At 67.3% G+C, this 16,609-nt stretch carries 18 protein-coding genes; 10 read left to right on the forward strand and 8 right to left on the reverse strand.

Features of this window, described 5'->3' with window-relative positions; all coding sequences use genetic code 11:
• Positions 1-12: 12 nt before the first annotated feature.
• The 4 genes from OOZ63_RS00265 to OOZ63_RS00280 are packed head-to-tail and all read right to left on the reverse strand — an operon-like array spanning position 13 to position 2,463.
• On the reverse strand, positions 13-405 hold the full coding sequence (locus OOZ63_RS00265) for a DUF1801 domain-containing protein (protein ID WP_266003294.1): 393 nt from the start codon (positions 403-405) through the stop codon (positions 13-15).
• A 50-nt stretch (positions 406-455) separates the two neighbouring features.
• Positions 456-1,466: a 2-hydroxyacid dehydrogenase gene (locus tag OOZ63_RS00270; RefSeq protein WP_266003295.1), complete on the reverse strand. Its 1,011-nt coding sequence runs from the start codon at positions 1,464-1,466 to the stop codon at positions 456-458.
• A 20-nt stretch (positions 1,467-1,486) separates the two neighbouring features.
• Positions 1,487-2,029 carry an NUDIX hydrolase gene (locus OOZ63_RS00275; RefSeq protein WP_266003296.1) on the reverse strand — a complete coding sequence of 181 codons (543 nt, stop codon included), beginning with the start codon at positions 2,027-2,029 and terminating at the stop codon, positions 1,487-1,489.
• Between the two features lie 56 nt (positions 2,030-2,085).
• On the reverse strand, positions 2,086-2,463 hold the full coding sequence (locus OOZ63_RS00280; protein WP_416234679.1) for a PIN domain-containing protein: 378 nt from the start codon (positions 2,461-2,463) through the stop codon (positions 2,086-2,088).
• Here OOZ63_RS00280 and OOZ63_RS00285 point away from each other — a divergent pair.
• On the forward strand, positions 2,374-2,610 hold the full coding sequence (locus OOZ63_RS00285; RefSeq protein WP_266003298.1) for a hypothetical protein: 237 nt from the start codon (positions 2,374-2,376) through the stop codon (positions 2,608-2,610). The genes OOZ63_RS00280 and OOZ63_RS00285 overlap by 90 nt on opposite strands.
• A gap of 209 nt (positions 2,611-2,819) precedes the next feature.
• A complete protein-coding gene (locus OOZ63_RS00290; protein ID WP_266003299.1) occupies positions 2,820-3,299 on the forward strand; it encodes a DUF4124 domain-containing protein in 480 nt (159 codons plus the stop codon).
• Here OOZ63_RS00290 and OOZ63_RS00295 read toward each other — a convergent pair.
• Positions 3,296-3,913 (reverse strand): methyl-accepting chemotaxis protein, encoded by a 618-nt coding sequence (locus tag OOZ63_RS00295; RefSeq protein WP_323055711.1) that lies wholly within the window; start codon positions 3,911-3,913, stop codon positions 3,296-3,298. The genes OOZ63_RS00290 and OOZ63_RS00295 overlap by 4 nt on opposite strands.
• A gap of 135 nt (positions 3,914-4,048) precedes the next feature.
• Between OOZ63_RS00295 and OOZ63_RS00300 the strand changes: the two genes are divergently transcribed.
• Both OOZ63_RS00300 and OOZ63_RS00305 read left to right on the forward strand, forming a co-directional pair.
• Positions 4,049-4,516 (forward strand): TerB family tellurite resistance protein, encoded by a 468-nt coding sequence (locus OOZ63_RS00300; RefSeq protein ID WP_266003301.1) that lies wholly within the window; start codon positions 4,049-4,051, stop codon positions 4,514-4,516.
• A 37-nt stretch (positions 4,517-4,553) separates the two neighbouring features.
• Positions 4,554-5,522: a carbon-nitrogen hydrolase family protein gene (locus OOZ63_RS00305; RefSeq protein ID WP_266003302.1), complete on the forward strand. Its 969-nt coding sequence runs from the start codon at positions 4,554-4,556 to the stop codon at positions 5,520-5,522.
• A 1-nt stretch (position 5,523) separates the two neighbouring features.
• On the opposite strand, the gene OOZ63_RS00310 is transcribed toward OOZ63_RS00305, so the two are convergent.
• Positions 5,524-7,593, reverse strand: a complete 2,070-nt coding sequence (locus tag OOZ63_RS00310) for an RDD family protein (protein ID WP_266003303.1) — start codon at positions 7,591-7,593, stop codon at positions 5,524-5,526.
• A gap of 159 nt (positions 7,594-7,752) precedes the next feature.
• On the opposite strand from OOZ63_RS00310, the gene OOZ63_RS00315 reads away from it, so the two are divergent.
• The 3 genes from OOZ63_RS00315 (at position 7,753) to OOZ63_RS00325 (ending at position 10,431) form a co-directional block, all read left to right on the forward strand.
• Positions 7,753-8,454, forward strand: coding sequence for a VC0807 family protein (locus OOZ63_RS00315; RefSeq protein WP_266003304.1), 702 nt, complete (start codon positions 7,753-7,755; stop codon positions 8,452-8,454).
• 157 nt (positions 8,455-8,611) lie between these two features.
• Complete coding sequence (locus OOZ63_RS00320; RefSeq protein WP_266003305.1) at positions 8,612-9,601, forward strand: hypothetical protein; 990 nt, start codon at positions 8,612-8,614, stop codon at positions 9,599-9,601.
• A 65-nt stretch (positions 9,602-9,666) separates the two neighbouring features.
• Positions 9,667-10,431: a substrate-binding periplasmic protein gene (locus OOZ63_RS00325; RefSeq protein ID WP_266003306.1), complete on the forward strand. Its 765-nt coding sequence runs from the start codon at positions 9,667-9,669 to the stop codon at positions 10,429-10,431.
• Between the two features lie 24 nt (positions 10,432-10,455).
• Here the strand turns inward: OOZ63_RS00325 and OOZ63_RS00330 are convergent, their stop codons facing one another.
• A complete protein-coding gene (locus OOZ63_RS00330; RefSeq protein WP_266003307.1) occupies positions 10,456-10,965 on the reverse strand; it encodes a hypothetical protein in 510 nt (169 codons plus the stop codon).
• Between the two features lie 40 nt (positions 10,966-11,005).
• Between OOZ63_RS00330 and OOZ63_RS00335 the strand changes: the two genes are divergently transcribed.
• A complete protein-coding gene (locus OOZ63_RS00335) occupies positions 11,006-11,464 on the forward strand; it encodes a DUF4149 domain-containing protein (RefSeq protein ID WP_266003308.1) in 459 nt (152 codons plus the stop codon).
• Between the two features lie 97 nt (positions 11,465-11,561).
• Positions 11,562-13,208 carry a PhoX family protein gene (locus tag OOZ63_RS00340; protein WP_266003310.1) on the forward strand — a complete coding sequence of 549 codons (1,647 nt, stop codon included), beginning with the start codon at positions 11,562-11,564 and terminating at the stop codon, positions 13,206-13,208.
• Here OOZ63_RS00340 and OOZ63_RS00345 read toward each other — a convergent pair.
• Positions 13,205-15,061 (reverse strand): sensor histidine kinase, encoded by a 1,857-nt coding sequence (locus tag OOZ63_RS00345; protein ID WP_266003312.1) that lies wholly within the window; start codon positions 15,059-15,061, stop codon positions 13,205-13,207. The two genes, OOZ63_RS00340 and OOZ63_RS00345, sit on opposite strands and share 4 nt — an antisense overlap.
• Positions 15,062-15,249: 188 nt before the next feature.
• On the opposite strand from OOZ63_RS00345, the gene OOZ63_RS00350 reads away from it, so the two are divergent.
• Entirely contained in the window at positions 15,250-16,545 is a 1,296-nt protein-coding gene (locus OOZ63_RS00350) for an acetyl-CoA hydrolase/transferase family protein (RefSeq protein ID WP_266003313.1), read from the forward strand.
• Positions 16,546-16,609 lie beyond the last annotated feature (64 nt).

The raw sequence follows: 16,609 nt of genomic DNA on the forward strand, positions 1-16,609 counted from the left end.
GCGGGCTGCGGCTCAGCGTCGCGATTTGGCAGCGGCCTTCGCCGCCTGGCCGGCCTCGGCTGCCTCGAAGGCCAGCTCCAGGTACTCGCGCACATTCTTCTTGAACAGATCGCCGATCTTCTCCAGCTTGATGTGACGCCGGTGCTTGCCCTCGCCCTCCAGCACCTGGTGCCGGTCGGCCAATGCGGTCCCCTGGCTGAACTCCAGCGCCAGATGGCGCTCGTAGGAGAACAGCGCGCAGACAGGCGCGCCAGCCGAGAACATCAAGCCGCCGTAGCGCACCTCCTCGCGCAGCCGCGGGCCGGCGGTGTGGATCAGCTTGCGCACCCGCTCCACCAGCTCGTATCGCTGTGGGTCGACACGGCGCAGCTCGTTCAGGAAATCATCAACGGGTTCGGGATTCATCGCGGGGCGGGGCAGGCGCTTGCAAACACAAGCGTCGATTGCACCACAGCTCAGGGCACCGGATGCAGCGGCCGCCCCGTGCGCTCGAAGCTCTGCAGATTGGCCATCGTGGTGTCGGCGATCGCGCTCAGCGCGTCGGCGGTGAAGAAGCCCTGGTGGCCGGTGATCAGCACATTCGGGAAGGTCAGCAGCCGCGCGAACACATCGTCCTGCAAGGCCTCGGCCGAGAGGTCGCGGAAGAACAGTGAACCCTCTTCCTCGTAGACATCCAGGCCCAGCCCGCCCAGCTGCCCGGTCTTCAGCGCCGCGATCGCCGCGCCAGCATCGACCACCGCCCCTCGGCTTGTGTTCAGCAGCACAGCGCCGCGCTTCATGCCGGCCATCGCGGCCGCGTCGATCAGGTGCTTGGTCTGTGGCGTCAGTGGGCAGTGCAGGCTCACCACATCGCTGGCCGCCAGCAGCTCGGCCAGCGAGGCCACATAACGCATGCCCATGGCCTCGCAAGCCGGATTCGGCTGCGGATCCAGGCCCAACAGCCGGCAGCCAAAGCCCGGCCCCAGGATGCGTGCAAAGCACTCGCCGATCTTGCCGGTGCCCACCACGCCCACGGTGCGCCCGTGCAGATCGAAGCCCAGCAGCCCGTCGAGTGCGAAATTGCCTTCGCGCACCCGGGCGTGCGCGCGGTGGATCTTTCGGTTCAGCGTCAGCAGTAAGGCTACCGTGTGCTCGGCTACCGCATGCGGTGAGTACTCCGGCACCCGCCCCACCTGCAGCCCGAGCCTTGCCGCCGCCGCCAGGTCCACCTGGTTGAAGCCGGCGCAGCGCAGCACGACCAGTCGCACACCCAGCTGATGCAGCCGCTCCAGCACCGGCGCGTCCAGCCTGTCATTGACGAAGGCGCACACTGCCTGCGCCCCGGCGGCGGTCGCCGCGGTGTTCAGGTCCAGGCCGGCATCGAGATAGGTGAAGTGGTAGTGCGTACCCCCCGGATCGGCGGCCAGCCGCGCACGTTCGAGGAACTCCCGGTCGTAGGGGCGGGTGCTGAAGATGGTGAGGTTCATGCGGCACCGTAGCACGAGGCTCAGCGGGAAGTCGGTGCGCTGAGCGAGTGATCGTCGTGCACGAAGTGTCGAATGGCGGCGTCGCCGCTGGGCTCGCTGAGCTGGCCGGCGAGGACGGCGGGGCGCAGATCCAGGCCGGCCAGTTCATTGCGGTGAAACCAGCGGAAGCTCAGGGTCACTGCCGTGGCGGTGTCGCCGTTGAGGCCGCCGCTGTGTTCCCAGCGCTCGAACGAGGGCATCCCCAGCAATGCCGACCCGTCCGGCAGGGCGACCGCGAAATGCAGTTCCAGCCCATGCTGTTGCCGCCCGCGATAGCTGAACAGGTTCTCGACCACCGACTCCAGCCGCTCCACCCGAACCTCGCTGCCGAGTTCTTCATGCATCTCGCGGCGCACCGCCGCCTCCGCTGTCTCGCCGATCTCGACCCGGCCGCCAGGTAAGGCCCAGAACGGATCGTCGCCGACGCGATGAAGCAGCACGCGCTCGCCATCACGGATGATGGCAGCTGCGCGCAGGTGAAAGCGCCAGGGGCCGGCGTCGAAGGAAATCATGGTGGCGCTCATCGTCAGTGCGGCAGGCTGTAGAGCATTTTGCTATCAGTGCGGACAAAGATGCCGTTTTATTCCGACTCATCGAGCAGTCGCTCTGTGCTTGTTTCATCGAGTCGAGGGTCGAGAAGCGCTCTGACCTCGCCAACCAACGTCTTGGTCTTGGCCGGTCTGTGCCTGCCTTGGCGCACCAAGTAAGCCAAGGCGACCGACACCTTCTCGTCGTCAGGTTCAGCAATGCCTGTCTTGCCAGCAAGCGCAGGGATGTCCTGAATGGACAGGATGCGCGGGACTCTTAAACCCTTGTCGTTCATCTGATGCGAGATCAGCGGATCCTTGCCGCGGTTGCTGGTAACCACATGAAAGAACACACCCGGCTCCGCCTCTGCCAGTTCGCCGATGTAGTGAGTAACGTGAAAGTCCAGCGAGTTGTTGCCGGTGCCACCAATCCCGAGTTAGCGGACATCATCGCCTTTGCACTGGACGGCCGTCACCAGATCAAATTCACCTTGGGCTGGTTGTCGCCGACGAACACGATGACCTTGAAGCAGGGCGACGTCAACAGTTCCACCATCGACGGCTGCACGTTCTCGTAGTCAATGAGGATGTAGTTGGTCTTGATGATGTTCACTTCCTGTCGGCCGCCAGTCCAGTCGAGTCGGTGCTGAGGCTGCTGGTATTGCGGCACTTGTGAATCAGTCCAGCGGCGGCAAATCACCGCCGATGGACTTACAACCGATACTTGTCGCGCAGAATGCATTAAAAGCACGACCGTCACCACGCGGAGTGAAGGAGGCCACCGCCCATGCACCCCATCAAGACGCTTCGGTACTGTCTCCCCGCCATGGCATTCGCGGCCTGCACCGCTCAGGCCCAAGCGCTCGATAAGTCCCGCATCGTCTACCGCTGCGAGCACCAAGGCAAGGTCATGTATGCCGACGAGCCTTGCGTTGGCGCCAAGGAGGTCGATGTCACGCCGACCCAGGGCCTGGACAAGTCCAGCGGCGTGAGCCGCAAGGGCGCCGAGGTGCGGCGCGATGAGCATCGGCGTCAGCTGGTACAGGCGATCAAACCGCTGGATGGGCGCATGGACGAGAAGCGCTTTGATCAGCTGGTCCATCGCCAGCCGCTGAGCCCCGAGGCCCAGCGCGCCTGCCGCCAGCTTGATCGGCAGTTGCCGCAGCTCAAGTCCGCCGAGGCGAGCGCCACCACCGAATCCGGCAAGGCCCTGGCCGAAGTGAACCTGTTCCGCGCCCGCAAGGCCTTCAAGGATCTGCGCTGCTAGCTTGGCCCGCGCTCCGCCAGCGCCACCGCCTTGTGCGACAGCCCGTCGATCTCATGCGTGATGCCCGACAGCACATTGGCGACGACCGCGAACTCGCGGCCGTGCTGGCCGGCACGGGCGGCCATGACCTGGGCGTTGAAGCTGACGATCTTGGCTTCGCGGGCGACGGTCTGGATCGAAGCGACGATGCCGGAAAGCTCCTTCATCATCGCGTCGGACCTAGCCTTGCCGATCTGGTCGAAAGTGGTGGTGGCGGTATTTAGCGCTTCCAGCGCGGCGTCGGTGCCGTCCACCAATTGCGCCAGGGCGTCCTGCACGCGCGGGCTGGCGCGCTCGGCCAGGTTCAGTGTGGTGCCGACCTGGCGGGCGAAGACGTCGATCACCGGGGCTACGCCCTGCGGGCCCTGATAGGTCAGACCCACTCGCTCGGCGTCGGCCGCCGCCATCTGCTGCGGTGCCTGCAGCACCAGCTTTTGCTGGCTCTCAGTGAACAGGGTCAACGAGGCGCGCGCTGCCTTCAGTTGCGGTGTGCTGCCGCCGGCGGCAAGCACGGTCTGCAGGACCATGCGCTGCGACAACATGCGCTGGCGCGCTGCCGGGTTGATCAGGGACATCTCATTGCTGCGGCTATGGGAGGAGGGTGGATGGGGCATGCCAGGATCAAACAAGCCCCGGGCCATAGCAGCCCGCACTCTGTGACGAAAGCCGCGCTCGGCGTCGGTTGCATAGCCCATGTCATCATTCCGCCCATGCTGAAAACCCTCAAAGACCTGTTCGACAGTCTGCTACCGCCGACAGCCAACGCAGATCCGGCCGCCACGGAGCATGCGCTACAGCTGGCCACTGCAGTGATGCTGGTCGAGGTGATGCGCGCCGATCCGAGCTTTCATGCCGGCGAGCGCGAGGCGGTGCTGGCGGCGCTGCGTGACAAGTTCGCGCTCGATGCCGACGAGGCGGCCCGACTGGCCGAGCTGGCTGAGGCCACAGCCAAGGACGCCACTGATCTGTTCGGTTTTACCTCGCGCATCAACGAGCGTTTCGAGATGCCGCAGAAGCTGCGCATGGTTGAGCATATGTGGCGCGTGGCCTATGCCGACGGCCATCTGAGCGCGCACGAGCGCCATGTGCTGTGGCGCATCGCCGATCTGCTGCATGTGCCGCAAGGCGCCTATGTCAACGCGCGGCTGCGGGTGCAGGCCGAGTCCGAGTCGCCATGATCGTCAATCAATCACGCAGCCGGGAGCTGAGCGGAGCATGAACAGCGCAACAAGATCCGCGGACCTGCTCAAGGTCGGCCTGGTGCAGATGGCCCCGGTCTGGCTGGACCGAGCCAGGACCCTGGACAAGGTGGCCGCCTGGCTGGCCGAGGCCGCTGCGCAGCAATGCCAGCTGGTGGCATTCGGCGAGGCTCTGGTGCCGGGTTATCCCTTCTGGGTCGAGCTGACCGACGGCGCGCGCTTCAACAGCGCCGCGCAGAAGACCATGTACAGCCACTACCTGGACCAGGGTGTCGTGATCGAGCGTGGCGACCTCGACAGCGTCGCCGGTCTGTGCCGCCAGCACCGCATGGCCTGCTATTTGGGCGTGATGGAGCGCGCACCCGATCGCGGCGGCCACAGCCTGTACTGCACGCTGGTCTACATCGATCGGGGCGGCGAGATCCGCTCGGTGCATCGCAAACTGCAGCCGACCTATGAGGAGCGCCTGGTTTGGGCGGCCGGCGATGGCCATGGCCTGGTGGTGCACGATCTCGGTGCCTTCAAAGTGGGCGGCCTGAACTGCTACGAGAACTGGCTGCCGCTGGCACGCTCTGCGCTCTACGGCCAGGGCGAGGACCTGCATGTCTCGGTCTGGCCCGGCGGCCTGCACAACACCCGGGACCTGACTCGCTTTATCGCCCAGGAAAGCCGCTCCTTTGTGATCGCGGTATCAGGGCTGATGCGGCCTCAGGATATTCCCGAGGGTAGCCAGTTCCGTGCCGAGATGCTGGCGGCCGACAAGCCCTTCTTCGCCAACGGCGGCTCGGCGCTGGCCGCGCCCGATGGCAGCTGGGTGATCGAGCCCCAGATCGGCAGCGAGGGCCTGTTCTGCGCCGAGATCGACCACGCCCGGGTGCGCGAAGAGCGGCAGAACCTCGACCTGGCCGGCCATTACAGCCGGCCCGATGTGACCCAGCTGAACGTTAACCGGGCCCGCCAGCACACCGTGCGCTTCGAGGACTGAATCAGAGCCGCTGAAATAGCAGCCGCTCGGCCAGCTCGCGCTGCGCGACCGGCAGCGCCGCTGCCTGGTCCAGCGTGCGCAGCACCGCGTCGCAGGACGCGGTTCGAGTGCCGCCATTCTCGGCCCAGACACTGCTAAGCATGCCCGGCGCATGGCCGCCCAGCGTGCGGCGCACCACCTCCAGTTCCAGCGCGCTGGGGGCTTTGGGCAGCCAGCGCGGCGCCGGCGCTTCGGCGGCCGCGCCCAGCCAGCGGGTCTCCTGGGCCTGCAGCTCGGCGGGCATCGCGCGGCGCAACTCCAGCTGACCGCCCAGCAGGGCCTGGCAAACGCCCGGGCCGGCCGTGCGGGCGGTGCGCAGCTGGGCTTTCAACACGGTCAGATAGCGGCGCCGCAGCTCGGGTGGCACCTCCAGCAGCAGCCCCGGCAGCCGCTCGGCCAGCACCCGCAGTGCGGCATTCTGCGGCTCGTCGGCATTGCCCGGCTGGGTCAGATGGGCCGCACGCATGCGGCCGGCCGCAGTCGTCAGCAGCTCGGGATAGCGCTCGCCCAGCAGATGCCAGGCCGGGTTGGCGCCCAGCGCGTCCAGATAGTCCTGCTCGGCGCTGGCGCCCGGGTCCGAGGGCAACACCACGTCCAGGGTCTGCGGCGGCGCCGCGATCAGCGCGTGCAGGATCAGCTCCTCGCTGGCCGGATACCACATGCTGTCCGCCGGCGTGCGCAGGGTGCGCTGGATCAGCGGCTCGGGCAGACCCATCTCGCGGTAGGTGGCTGCCAGCTCCTGGTTGGCGACCTCGTCGAACACCGGGTTGTAGCTGCCGCTGGAGGCGCGGTGAAAACCCAGGCGTGCGCCGGGCATCAACTGGCGTTGCTGGCCGGCCAGAAAGACCAGTGTGCAGGCGCTTTCGCAGCCGCCCACCGCGCGCGTCGCGGCGCCCGTCTTGCGCACCTGCTCGACCATGCGCTCGGCCTCGTAGACGCGCCCGCCCGGCGAGGCCAGCTCGAACAGCCGCACCGGCTGGGCGCTGCCGGCCAGCAGCTTTTGCAGCCGGGTCGCGTCGCCCATGCCGATGGGCCCGTCCAGCCGCAAGGTGCGGCCATCGGCCGAGAGCTTGAACGTGGCCTGGCCGATCGGGTCGCTGCCGCGCGCCATCTGCCAGTACTCGCCGGCCTGAGGCAGGTAGCCGAACAGGGTGGAGGCGATCAGCTGCAGGCTGGCCAGCACCACGCTCAGGCGCGCCAGAAAGGCCCACAGCGAGGAGCCGTCGATGCGCCGGTAGGCGCCGGCGGCGCGCCAGACGCCGACCACGGCCCAGGTATTGAACAGCAGCAGCAGGGGCCAGCCGATCAGCATGGCGATGCTGCCGGCCTGCAAGGCCTCGCCCTTCAGACTGATCCAGGTCATCAGTCCGGTCAGCGCAAAGCCGATCGGCAGCGACAGCAGCAGGTTGTTGATCCAGAAGCTGCGTGCCAGGCTGTGCTCGCCCTGCCAGTGGGCCGCGACATAGCCGCTGCCCGAATCGGCTTCGCTGCGCGGGCGGCGCAGCACCACCCGGGTGCCGGCCAGGCGGTCGTGCCAGCAGCGGCGTTCGCCGTCCAGTGCTGCCCAGGCAAAACCCAGGCCTAGCGGCAGGGCCGACAGCAGATAGCCGAGCCAACGCAGCGCGCAGCGGCCAGGTGTAGGCCGCGCGCCGCTGCGAGCATCGATCACCAGCAGTCCGGTCAGCAGCTTGCCCGGCGTGGTGCTCTGCCAGGCCCAGAAGCCAATGAAATACAAGGCCGGCAGCGCCCAGTTGATCAGCAGACTGGCCGGGCGCACATCGTCGAGCCTGCCGACAAAGCCCTCGCGGTAGGCCAGCCACAGCAGCGGCGCACTCAGGCCCATCAGCACGAGCGCGTCGACCAGCAGGGCCAGCGCGCGCCGGCCGAAGGTGGCCGGCTGCGGTGGCGGCGCGCTCGGGCGCGGCTTGCGGCTGGGCGGCGGCTTGAAACCCGCAGGAAGCTCTTGGGCGGGTCTTTGCACCATCGTCAACGGCGAGGCGAACGGATTCTCGTGATCGGTGGTCGTGGCCACGCTGTGCTCCTAGGGTGTGGCCACGACTCTAGCGCGCCGCTTTGCCGCGACGGGGTCGCTGATGGCGTGATTTGTCACGCATTCCCGACGAACAAGGGGGGAGTGGCGGTGCGCGTACAGTTCGGCTTGGCGTTATTGCCGTTTGAGCATGCTTTCTCGATGTCCGATGCTTCGCCCCGTCCTTCCAGCACCCAGACCCTGACCGAGTTGCTGGTCACGATACTGGCGCCCTCCCTGGTGCTGATGCAGCTCAGCAGCCCCGAGCGACTAGGCTCGGCCCGCGCGTTGGTGCTGGCGCTGGCTTTCCCTCTGGTGTGGGCGGCCTGGACCGCGCTGCGTGAGCGGCGCTTCAGCTGGATGGCGGCGCTGGGCGTGTTCAGCACCCTGCTGACCGGCGGCATTGGCCTGCTGGCGCTGGACACGCGCTGGCTGGCCATCAAGGAGGCGGCGGTGCCCGGCGTGATCGGCCTGGCCATCTTGCTGTCGGTGCTGAGCAAGCGCCCACTGGTGCGGCTGCTGGTGTTCAACCCGAGCATGATGGATGTTCCCCGCATCGAGGCCGCGCTGGCCGAGCGCGGCCAGAGCGCCGCCTTCGAGCGCCGGCTGCGCTTGGGCACGCTGATGCTGGCCGGAAGCTTCGCCTTTTCCAGCGTGATGAACTATGTGCTGGCGCGCTGGCTGGTCACCAGCCCGGCCGGCACCGAGGCCTTCAACGCCGAGCTGGGCCGAATGAATCTGCTGAGTTGGCCGATGATCGCGATTCCCTCGATGCTGCTGACCATGGGCGTTCTGTTCTATCTGGCCAAGGGCATCCACCGGATGACCGGACTGAAGCTGGAAGACTGCCTGCGCCATCAGTGAGCACAGACGCTTCATCCGTGCAGTACCGCACTATGGCCGGCCCCGACTGCGGGAAGTTCCCAGGCTGATTTGTACGGCGCCTCGCTTACCGTCGCCCACCTGTCTAGATGGAGCCGCCAGGCTCGCGATAACGCGAAACGGTGGTCGGGGGATGCGAATGAGCCACAAGAGCAAGCAAAGACTATGGGGCTACCGAGCGGGCCTTCGCGGCCTCGCTATGGCCGTGCTGGGCTGTGCACTGTGTGCGGCCGTGCAGGCCGCGCCGCCCACCATCGGTGCGATCGTGCCCAAGAGTTGGCCCAGCGCAGCCCAGGGCGAGGAGATCCACAACGGCATGTTGCTGGCGCTCAAAACCTCGTCTATCCAGCCGGTGCCGACCCTGCTGGTGCAGGACAGCGGCTGCGACTACCGGCGCGCCGAGGCGGCGGCCAAGCAGCTGGTCGAGGCCAAGGTCGATGTGGTGCTGGGGGGCTGGTGCGTGCTGGGCGGTGTGCCGGCCTTGTTGAAGGCGGCCGGGGTGCCGCTGGTGTCCAGCAATGCCGAGCGCTATCTGCTCGATGCCCATGTGCTGCAGCTAGGGCGGGTGGGTCCGCGCGTTGGCGAGAGCGTGGCCGCGACGCTGCGCCGCGAGACCGGGCTGAGGGTCTCTGCCAGCAGCAGCTGCTGGATGGACTTCGAGGCCGCCGGCTCGGAGAAGTTTGATGCCGTGCTGTGCCCGACCCTGGTCATCGATCAGGCGCGCTGGGCCCAGGTCGAGGGCCTCTACACCGCCGCCTTTCTCAAGCCCTTCACGGTAGCCGCCGCACGCGGTTATGCGGCGATGGAAGTGGGCCTGAGCTATCTGCGCAAGCTGCGCAGCGGTGCCAAGCCGGCGGTGGCACTGGCCGAAGCCCAGACCATACAGACCCTGCTGGGCCCGGTGCCAGCACCCGATGCGCCCACCCCGGCCACCGCGATGCAGTTGCTGCTGATGGCAAAGTTGCCGCGCCTGGCGCCCAAAGAAAGCGCCCAGCTCAATGCCATGTTGAAGGCCAAGTCCTGCGCCTGCAAGCCGGGCTGCAGCGAGAGTGAGGCCAAATGGCGCGAGCTGCCCTTTGTGCTGGCTTCGTGCACGGGGGGCAAGCCGGTCGCCGCCGGAAACACTTGAGTCGGCCGGGCTGCGCCATACTATGGACGGCGGCTTGGCCGAGTCGAACACGATAGGAGTGGGGCATGAGCCTGTGCAGAAGACAGACGCTGCTGCTGCTGGGCAGCTCCGTGCTCTGCCTGCCGGCCGCAGCCCAGGCCACGCTGGTGATTGTGGCGGGCGAGTTGCCGCCTTATGTGAGCGAGCGGCGCGAGCAGAGCTTTCTGAGCGATCTGTTCGAAGAGATCGGTAAGCAGATGGGCATGCGTTTCGAGTTCCGCTTCATGCCCTGGAAACGCTGTGAAATAGCCGTCGAGGATTTGCAGGCCTGGGGCGCGGTGCCCTATGTGCAGACGCCCGAACGCGAACGAAAACACCTGTTCTCCGAGCCGTTGTATGCCAAGCGGACCATGTTCTTTTATTACAGCCCGAGCGGGCCGCGTCCGGAGATTGGCTTTGCCCTGCTGAGCGATCTGAAGCCCTACCGCATTGGCGGCGTGCGCGGCTACTACTACGAGCAGATGTTCGCAGAGGCAGGCCTGCGGGTCGACTTTGCAGTCGGCGAGGAGCAGAGCTTTGTCAAGCTGCGTGCCGGCCGGGTGGATCTCGTGCCGGCGGTCGAGGCGGTCGGCCGTGACATGATCAAGACCCTGTTCCCGCCCGAGGAGCAGGCCCATTTCCAGATGTTGGAGCGGCCCCTGCATCTGGGCTTCAACTTCCTGATGAGCTCGCGCCAATACCCTGGCAATGCAGGCGCCACCGGTCTGCTGGCCCGCTTCAATAGGGCGCTGGCCGAGCTGCGGCGCAACGGCGTCTACAACGCCGTGGCCGCGCGGCATGGACTGAGCTGAGCTCACGACGCCGGGTTGCTGGCATCAATCCAGATCGGGAAAACGGTCGCTCGGGAATACCGTGCTCTGGCTCAGCCGTAGCACCTGGCCGTTCTTGAAATGCACATTGAAGCGCAGCAGATAGCCGCCCTGCTCGGGCTGCACATTCCAGTCCCAGACATCCTCGCCGCTGAAGCGGAAGAACACCCGCGTGCGCTCGCGGCCCAGCAGTCGGCTGACCTGTTCCTCGCTCATGCCGGGCGTGATGCTGAAGCGGCTGGCCTGAAGCAGGGTGTCGCGCACGCCGACCAGCTTGCCGGCCGCGTCGAGCTTGACCATGAAGCAGGTGTTGCCGAAGGGCTGGCTCGAATACTCCAGCGTGCGGCCGCCGTCGGCGTCCTGCCAGACCTGTACCGGCCGGCCATAGAAGGCCTGCACCTGGTCGGCCGTGCTGACGCTGGGCTGCAGGCGGGCATCGCGCTCCGGCGTGGCGCAGCCGGCCAGCGCGGCCAGCAGCGCGCTCAGCAAGAGGGTACGCGGTGAACGACGGGTCATGATGGCCCGATTATTCCGCGGCACCCGTCACAATCGGTCGATGCTTTACGAACTCATCAAACTGTTGCACCTGATTGCCGCCATGCTGTGGATGGGTGGCATGGCCTTCATGCTGTTCGCGCTGCGGCCGGCCGCCATCGCGACGCTGGAGCCGCAGCCGCGCGCGCGGCTGATGGAGCAGGTTTGGCGGCGCTTTTTCGCTCTCGTGCTCGGGGCCGTCGTGCTGCTGTTCGGCACCGGCAGCCATCTCTACACCGCCGCCTACAAGGCCGCCGGCGGCAGCGTGCCGCTGGGCTGGCAGGTGATGTTGGTGCTGGGCCTGGCGATGTTCGCGATCTTCGGCCACATCTATGTCGCCGGTTTCCGCAAATTCCGCCGCGCGCTGGCTGGCGCGCAATGGCCGCAGGCCGCAGCGGCGGCCGGGCAGATCCAGAAGCTGGTGTGGCTGAACTTCGTGCTGGGCTGGCTGGCGATCGCGGCTGTGCGCCTGTTGGCTTGAGAAGGGCGCACCCAGGCCGTTCGGCCTGGAGGCTGGTCACGGGCCTGCCACATCGGTGGCGCAGCATGGTGCCAGCCACCGCCACCAGGAGCCGACCATGCCGCAGCCGTTTTCCCCCCGACGACGCCAACTCCTGCAGGGCTCCGGAGCCTTGGCCGCCGGCGGCATGGCCAGCATCCTGGGCGGGCTGCAGGTCCGCAACGCCATGGCCGCCACCGGCGGCAAGCAGCTGCTGACGGCGGCGTCCCCCTATGGCGCGCTGGCGCCGGTCAATGACCTGAGCACCGGCCTGCCTCTGCTGCAACTGCCGGCCGGCTTTTCCTACCGCTCCTACGGTTGGAGCGGCGATGCGATGGACGATGGCAGACCGACCCCGAATGCGCATGACGGCATGGCCGTAGTCGGTGCGCGGCGCATCGGACGCAGCAGCGAGCTGATGCTGGTGCGAAACCATGAGCGCGGCCTGGTGGCCACGTTGGCCGAGACGATCGCTGCGCCGCACGTCTACGCCGACAAGCCTGTCAACGGCATCATCACCGCCTTCTATGCCGGCCTGCCGATACGCATAGGCGCCAGCGGCGTGGTCACCAACCCGGCCGCACCAGCGCCGACGCCCTTCACCGGCTATGCGGCCGGCGGCACCTCGACCCTGCTGATGCGCGACAACCAGTGGGTGGGCGTGCGCGGCTCGCTGGGCGGCACGCTGGGCAACTGCGCCGGCGGCCCGACACCCTGGGGCAGCTGGCTCAGTTGCGAAGAAACGATCTATGACTTCTCCGGCATCGGCGGCAAGAAGCACGGCTATGTGTTCGAGGTCCACGGCGATCCGGCCCTCACCAGCGCCGAGCCCATCGTCGGCATGGGCCGCTTCGTGCATGAGGCGGTCGCCATCGATCCTGCCAGCGGACATGTCTATCTGACCGAAGACAACCGCAATATCAGCGCGCTGTACCGCTATTTGCCCCGGGACAGCAGCGGCCAGCCCGGCAGCCTGCATCGCGGAGGTCGGCTGCAGGCCGCACGCATCCGCGCGCTGCTGCGCAAGGCGGTGCCGGCCACGCTGGCCCAGGCCAATGACGTCGGCCTGCTGGACCCGCAGATTGGCGACGAGTACGAGCTGGAGTGGGTGGACATCGCGGACCCCGATGCCGACCCGGTGGTGGTGGTGGGCCAGCCCGGCGGCGTCAGCCTGGGCTTTGCTGCCGGCCCGACCCACCAGGCGCTGAGCCAGGGCTGTGCCCGCATGAGTCGCGGCGAGGGTATCTGGCATGCGGCCGGCAAGCTCTACATTGTCGACACCGCGGCCGGCACTGATCGCAACGACCGACCCGGCCAGGGTGAGGGCGCGGTCTGGGAGCTGAGCCTGGCGACGATGCGGCTGCGCGCGATCTTCGTCAGCGGCGATGCCAGTGTCGGCAACAACCCGGACAACGTTACTGTCAGCCCGCGCGGCGGCGTCCTGCTGTGCGAAGACGGCGGTGCCTCGGCCGACGCTTATGGCAGCGGCTCGCGCCTCTTGGGCTTAAGCCCGGCCGGCGCGGCCTATATTTTCTGCAAGAACCATCTGCTGCTGGAGGCCGGCCCGCTGCAGGCGGCCGGCAAGCAGGTGGCCGCCGGCAGTTACCTCGACTCGGAGTTCTGCGGCGCCTGCTTCGACCCGAGCGGCCGGCTGCTCTTTGTCAATCTGCAGCGCCCCGGCCTGACCGTCGCGATCGCCGGCCCCTGGATGCGCGGCAATCTCTAGGCCGCCCGCAGCGTCAGCGTGAACACCGAGCCTGTGCCGGGCTGGCTGCTGACACTGACCGTACCGCCCATCTGCTCCATCAGCAGCTTGACGATGCTCAGCCCCAGGCCGGTGCCGCTCAGATGGGCGGTGGCCGGCAGGCGCTTGAAGGGCTGGAACAGCTGGGCCTGCTCGGCCTCGTCCAGACCCCGGCCCTGATCCTCGATCGCGATCTGCACCCCGCCGCCCTGCAACTCGGTCCGCACCCGCACGAGGCCGCCGTGGCGGTTGTATTTGCAGGCATTGCTGAGCAGATTGGCCAACACTTGGCCGAGCCGCTGCTCGTCGGCCAGCACGCTCAGCGAGGCCGGCGGCGGCTCCAGCGCCAGCTGGATGCCATTGGCTTGCACCTCGCTGGCGACCAGTGCGGCGGCGCTGGCCAGCACCGGCGCCAGCGGCGTGGGCTGGAGCTCGACGCTGAAATGGCCTGAGTCGATGCTGCTGATGTCCAGCACATCGTCGACCAGGCGCAGCAGATGGCGACCGGCGCCGCCTATCAGCTGGACACGGCGTTGCTGGTTCGGGCTCAGCGCGTCTGCCTGGTCCAGTAGCATCAGCTCCGAGAAGCCCAGCACCGCGTTCAGCGGCGTGCGCAGCTCATGGCTCAGCCGCGACAAAAACTCCATTCGCGCGGCCGCGCTGCGCTCGGCAGCAGCGATCTCCAGCTCCAGCTGCGCCTGGTGCAAGCGTGCGCTTACATCCTTGATAACGCCGACCATGCGGGGCTCGTTGCGGCCGGCGCCCCCCAGCATCAGGCCGCTGACCTCGACGTGGCGCAGCATCCCGGCCCTGCCGTGGACCCGGATGCGGAAGTGGTGCCGGAAAGCCCGCGTGGCCGAAGCCAGGGTCTGGTCGAGCTGCAGCTCCAGCGCCGGGATATCTTCGGGGTCGACCTGAGCATGCAGCTGGCTGCGCGCCAAGTTCAGACCCTGCGGCCCGCAGGCCAGGCCGTAGACGGCACAGGCGCGCGCGTCCAGCAGCACCCGGTCACTATGCTGCTGCCATTCGAACAGGCCCAGGCCATCGCTTTGGGCGGCCAGCGACCAGCGCTGATTGGCCTCCTCCAGCGCCGCTTCATAGCGGGCCTGGCGGCGCAGCCCGCTGCGCGCCAGCGCGTAGGCCGTCAGGGTCAGCAGCAGTGCGGTCAGACCGATGGCCAGGGCCAGCGCCAGGTAGGTGCTGCGCGAGGCCTCGCCGAGGGCCTGGCTGAACTGGCGCTCCAGCCCTAGCAGCTCGTTGTCCAGCTCCTCGATCGCGAACATCAGCACGGCGATTCGCGCCAGGCGCTCCTCACCCGTCGGGCCGGGCTGGGCATGCAGCTGCTGCAGCTGCTCGCCCATGGTCTGCAGCCGAAAGATATGGGTGTCGCCGCGCTCCCAGGCCTGCACCGAGGGCCGCATCAGATCGCTGTGGCCGGCCCAGCGGTACAGCCGGATCATGCCGGGAATGTCTTCTGCGGCATTGCCGCCGCGCTCGAAGGCCGCCGTCGCCAGGCGTAGATCGGGCACGGGCTTGTCCAACTCCAACCGGGCGGCGCGGTCACCCAGCGGTACTTGCAGGGCCTGCTGGAAACGCTGCAGCTGCGCCGGCGCGCCGCTGGCGGCATAGGCGCGCAGATGGTTGACAGCCTGGGCGCGTGCCTTCGACCATTGACTTTCGCCGCCCACATAGGCGCGCGTGGCCGACAGCACATAAAAGCCCAGCAGGCACAGCGCCAGCATCAGCGCGTTGCCGATCAGCAGCGGTGTCAGCACCAGGGCATAGGACAGGCGGCGCTTGCGCGCAACGGGCGCGGCCGGCTCGATCAGGGTCATGGCGCTCCCGTGTGTTGCCACGCTCGTCTTGTGGGGCCGCGCTCCAATGCGACCCGTATCGAGTTGTAGGCGACAGTATGCCGGCCCTGCTAAAGCTGCATGCAGCGAAATATGCGGCACCAGGGGTCAAGCCGGTGTCAGCCAGCGCGGCGACACTGGGGGTCCCGCTGTGTCCAGCAAGGCCTGCCATGCCCGTTCAAGACCTGTACCGCCAGAAATTGCGCAGCGCCGCCGAGGCGCTCGATCAGCTTCGCAACGGCGATTGCATCATTGTGCCCACCGGCGTCGGCGAGCCGCCGGCGCTGCTGACGGCGCTGTCCGAGCAGCGCCGGCGCTTTCGCGATATCAAGGTGGCGCAGATCCTGCCGGTGCGCAAGTTCGGTTATTTCGATCCCGAAACGGCCGAGCATGTGCGTCATCTGGCTTTTTTCTACGGCGCAGCCTCGCGCGCGGGCGGCCAGGCCGGCTGGATCGACTTCATCCCCAGCTATTTCTCCGAGATGCCGGCGCTGATTGCGCGCGGCTTGATTCCGGCCGATGTGGTGTTCGCGATGGCCTCGCCGATGGATGCCCACGGCTACTTCGCACTGAGCCTGGGGGCCGACTACACGATGGCCGCGCTGGCCAAGGCGCGCGGGGTGGTGCTCGAAGTCAACCCCCACGTGCCCTTTGCCTTCGGCGCTTGCCATGTGCATATCTCCCAGGTCAGCGCCCTGGTCGAGAGCAGCGAGCCGGTGCTGGAGGTGGGCCTGCCCAAGATCGGGCCGGTGCAGCAGGCCATCGGCAAATATGTGGCCGAGATGATCGATGACGGCTCGACCCTACAGATTGGCTATGGCGGGATCCCCGATGCGGTGGTGATGCAGCTGACCGACAAGCAAGAGCTGGGCGTGCACACCGAGATGATTGGCGACGGCATCATGAGCCTGGTCGAGGCCGGCGTCGTTACCAACAGCCGCAAGAACTATCTGCCTGGCAAGATGGTGGCCACCTTCGCGCTGGGTTCGCAAAAGCTCTACCGCTTCATGGACCGCAACCCGGGCCTGGAGATGCATCCGGTGGACTTCACCAACGATCCCTATCTGGCCGGCCGCAACGACAAGCTGGTGGCCATCAACGCGACCCTGCAGATTGACTTGCTGGGCCAGTGCGGCTCGGAGAGCCTGGCCCATCTGCCTTACTCGGGCACCGGCGGCCAGGTCGACTTCGTGCGCGCCGCGAACCGCTCGCAGGGCGGCAAGGCCTTCATCGTGCTGCCGTCCACCGCCAAAGATGACAGCATCAGCCGTATCGTGCCGACCCTGAGCCCCGGCACCCATGTCACGACCGGCAAGAACGACATCAACTATGTGGTCAGCGAGTACGGCGTGGCCCAGCTGCGCGGCAAGAGCGGGAAACAGCGCGCGCTGGAGATGATCGCCATCGCCCACCCCAACTTCCGCGCCGAGCTGCGCGAGGGAGCGAGGCGGCTGAATCTGCTCTGAGTCGCGGCGGCTCCGCAACCTGGATTGGTTTGTCATGAAATACAATGAGAACAATTCTTATTTG

This window comes from Paucibacter sp. PLA-PC-4 (assembly GCF_026241155.1).
In the GTDB taxonomy this organism is placed as follows: domain Bacteria; phylum Pseudomonadota; class Gammaproteobacteria; order Burkholderiales; family Burkholderiaceae_C; genus Roseateles_E.

Bases quoted from the DNA above. Each gene is read 5' to 3' on its own strand.
- OOZ63_RS00290 (WP_266003299.1), top strand. From the start codon at position 2,820: ATGCACCCCATCAAGACGCTTCGGTACTGTCTCCCCGCCATGGCATTC.
- OOZ63_RS00330 (WP_266003307.1), bottom strand. From the start codon at position 10,965: ATGACCCGTCGTTCACCGCGTACCCTCTTGCTGAGCGCGCTGCTGGCC.
- OOZ63_RS00265 (WP_266003294.1), bottom strand. From the start codon at position 405: ATGAATCCCGAACCCGTTGATGATTTCCTGAACGAGCTGCGCCGTGTC.
- OOZ63_RS00340 (WP_266003310.1), top strand. From the start codon at position 11,562: ATGCCGCAGCCGTTTTCCCCCCGACGACGCCAACTCCTGCAGGGCTCC.
- OOZ63_RS00345 (WP_266003312.1), bottom strand. From the start codon at position 15,061: ATGACCCTGATCGAGCCGGCCGCGCCCGTTGCGCGCAAGCGCCGCCTG.
- OOZ63_RS00315 (WP_266003304.1), top strand. From the start codon at position 7,753: ATGTCCGATGCTTCGCCCCGTCCTTCCAGCACCCAGACCCTGACCGAG.
- OOZ63_RS00295 (WP_323055711.1), bottom strand. From the start codon at position 3,913: ATGTCCCTGATCAACCCGGCAGCGCGCCAGCGCATGTTGTCGCAGCGC.
- OOZ63_RS00335 (WP_266003308.1), top strand. From the start codon at position 11,006: ATGCTTTACGAACTCATCAAACTGTTGCACCTGATTGCCGCCATGCTG.
- OOZ63_RS00300 (WP_266003301.1), top strand. From the start codon at position 4,049: ATGCTGAAAACCCTCAAAGACCTGTTCGACAGTCTGCTACCGCCGACA.
- OOZ63_RS00325 (WP_266003306.1), top strand. From the start codon at position 9,667: ATGAGCCTGTGCAGAAGACAGACGCTGCTGCTGCTGGGCAGCTCCGTG.
- OOZ63_RS00275 (WP_266003296.1), bottom strand. From the start codon at position 2,029: ATGAGCGCCACCATGATTTCCTTCGACGCCGGCCCCTGGCGCTTTCAC.
- OOZ63_RS00270 (WP_266003295.1), bottom strand. From the start codon at position 1,466: ATGAACCTCACCATCTTCAGCACCCGCCCCTACGACCGGGAGTTCCTC.
- OOZ63_RS00350 (WP_266003313.1), top strand. From the start codon at position 15,250: ATGCCCGTTCAAGACCTGTACCGCCAGAAATTGCGCAGCGCCGCCGAG.
- OOZ63_RS00305 (WP_266003302.1), top strand. From the start codon at position 4,554: ATGAACAGCGCAACAAGATCCGCGGACCTGCTCAAGGTCGGCCTGGTG.
- OOZ63_RS00320 (WP_266003305.1), top strand. From the start codon at position 8,612: ATGAGCCACAAGAGCAAGCAAAGACTATGGGGCTACCGAGCGGGCCTT.
- OOZ63_RS00285 (WP_266003298.1), top strand. From the start codon at position 2,374: ATGAAAGAACACACCCGGCTCCGCCTCTGCCAGTTCGCCGATGTAGTG.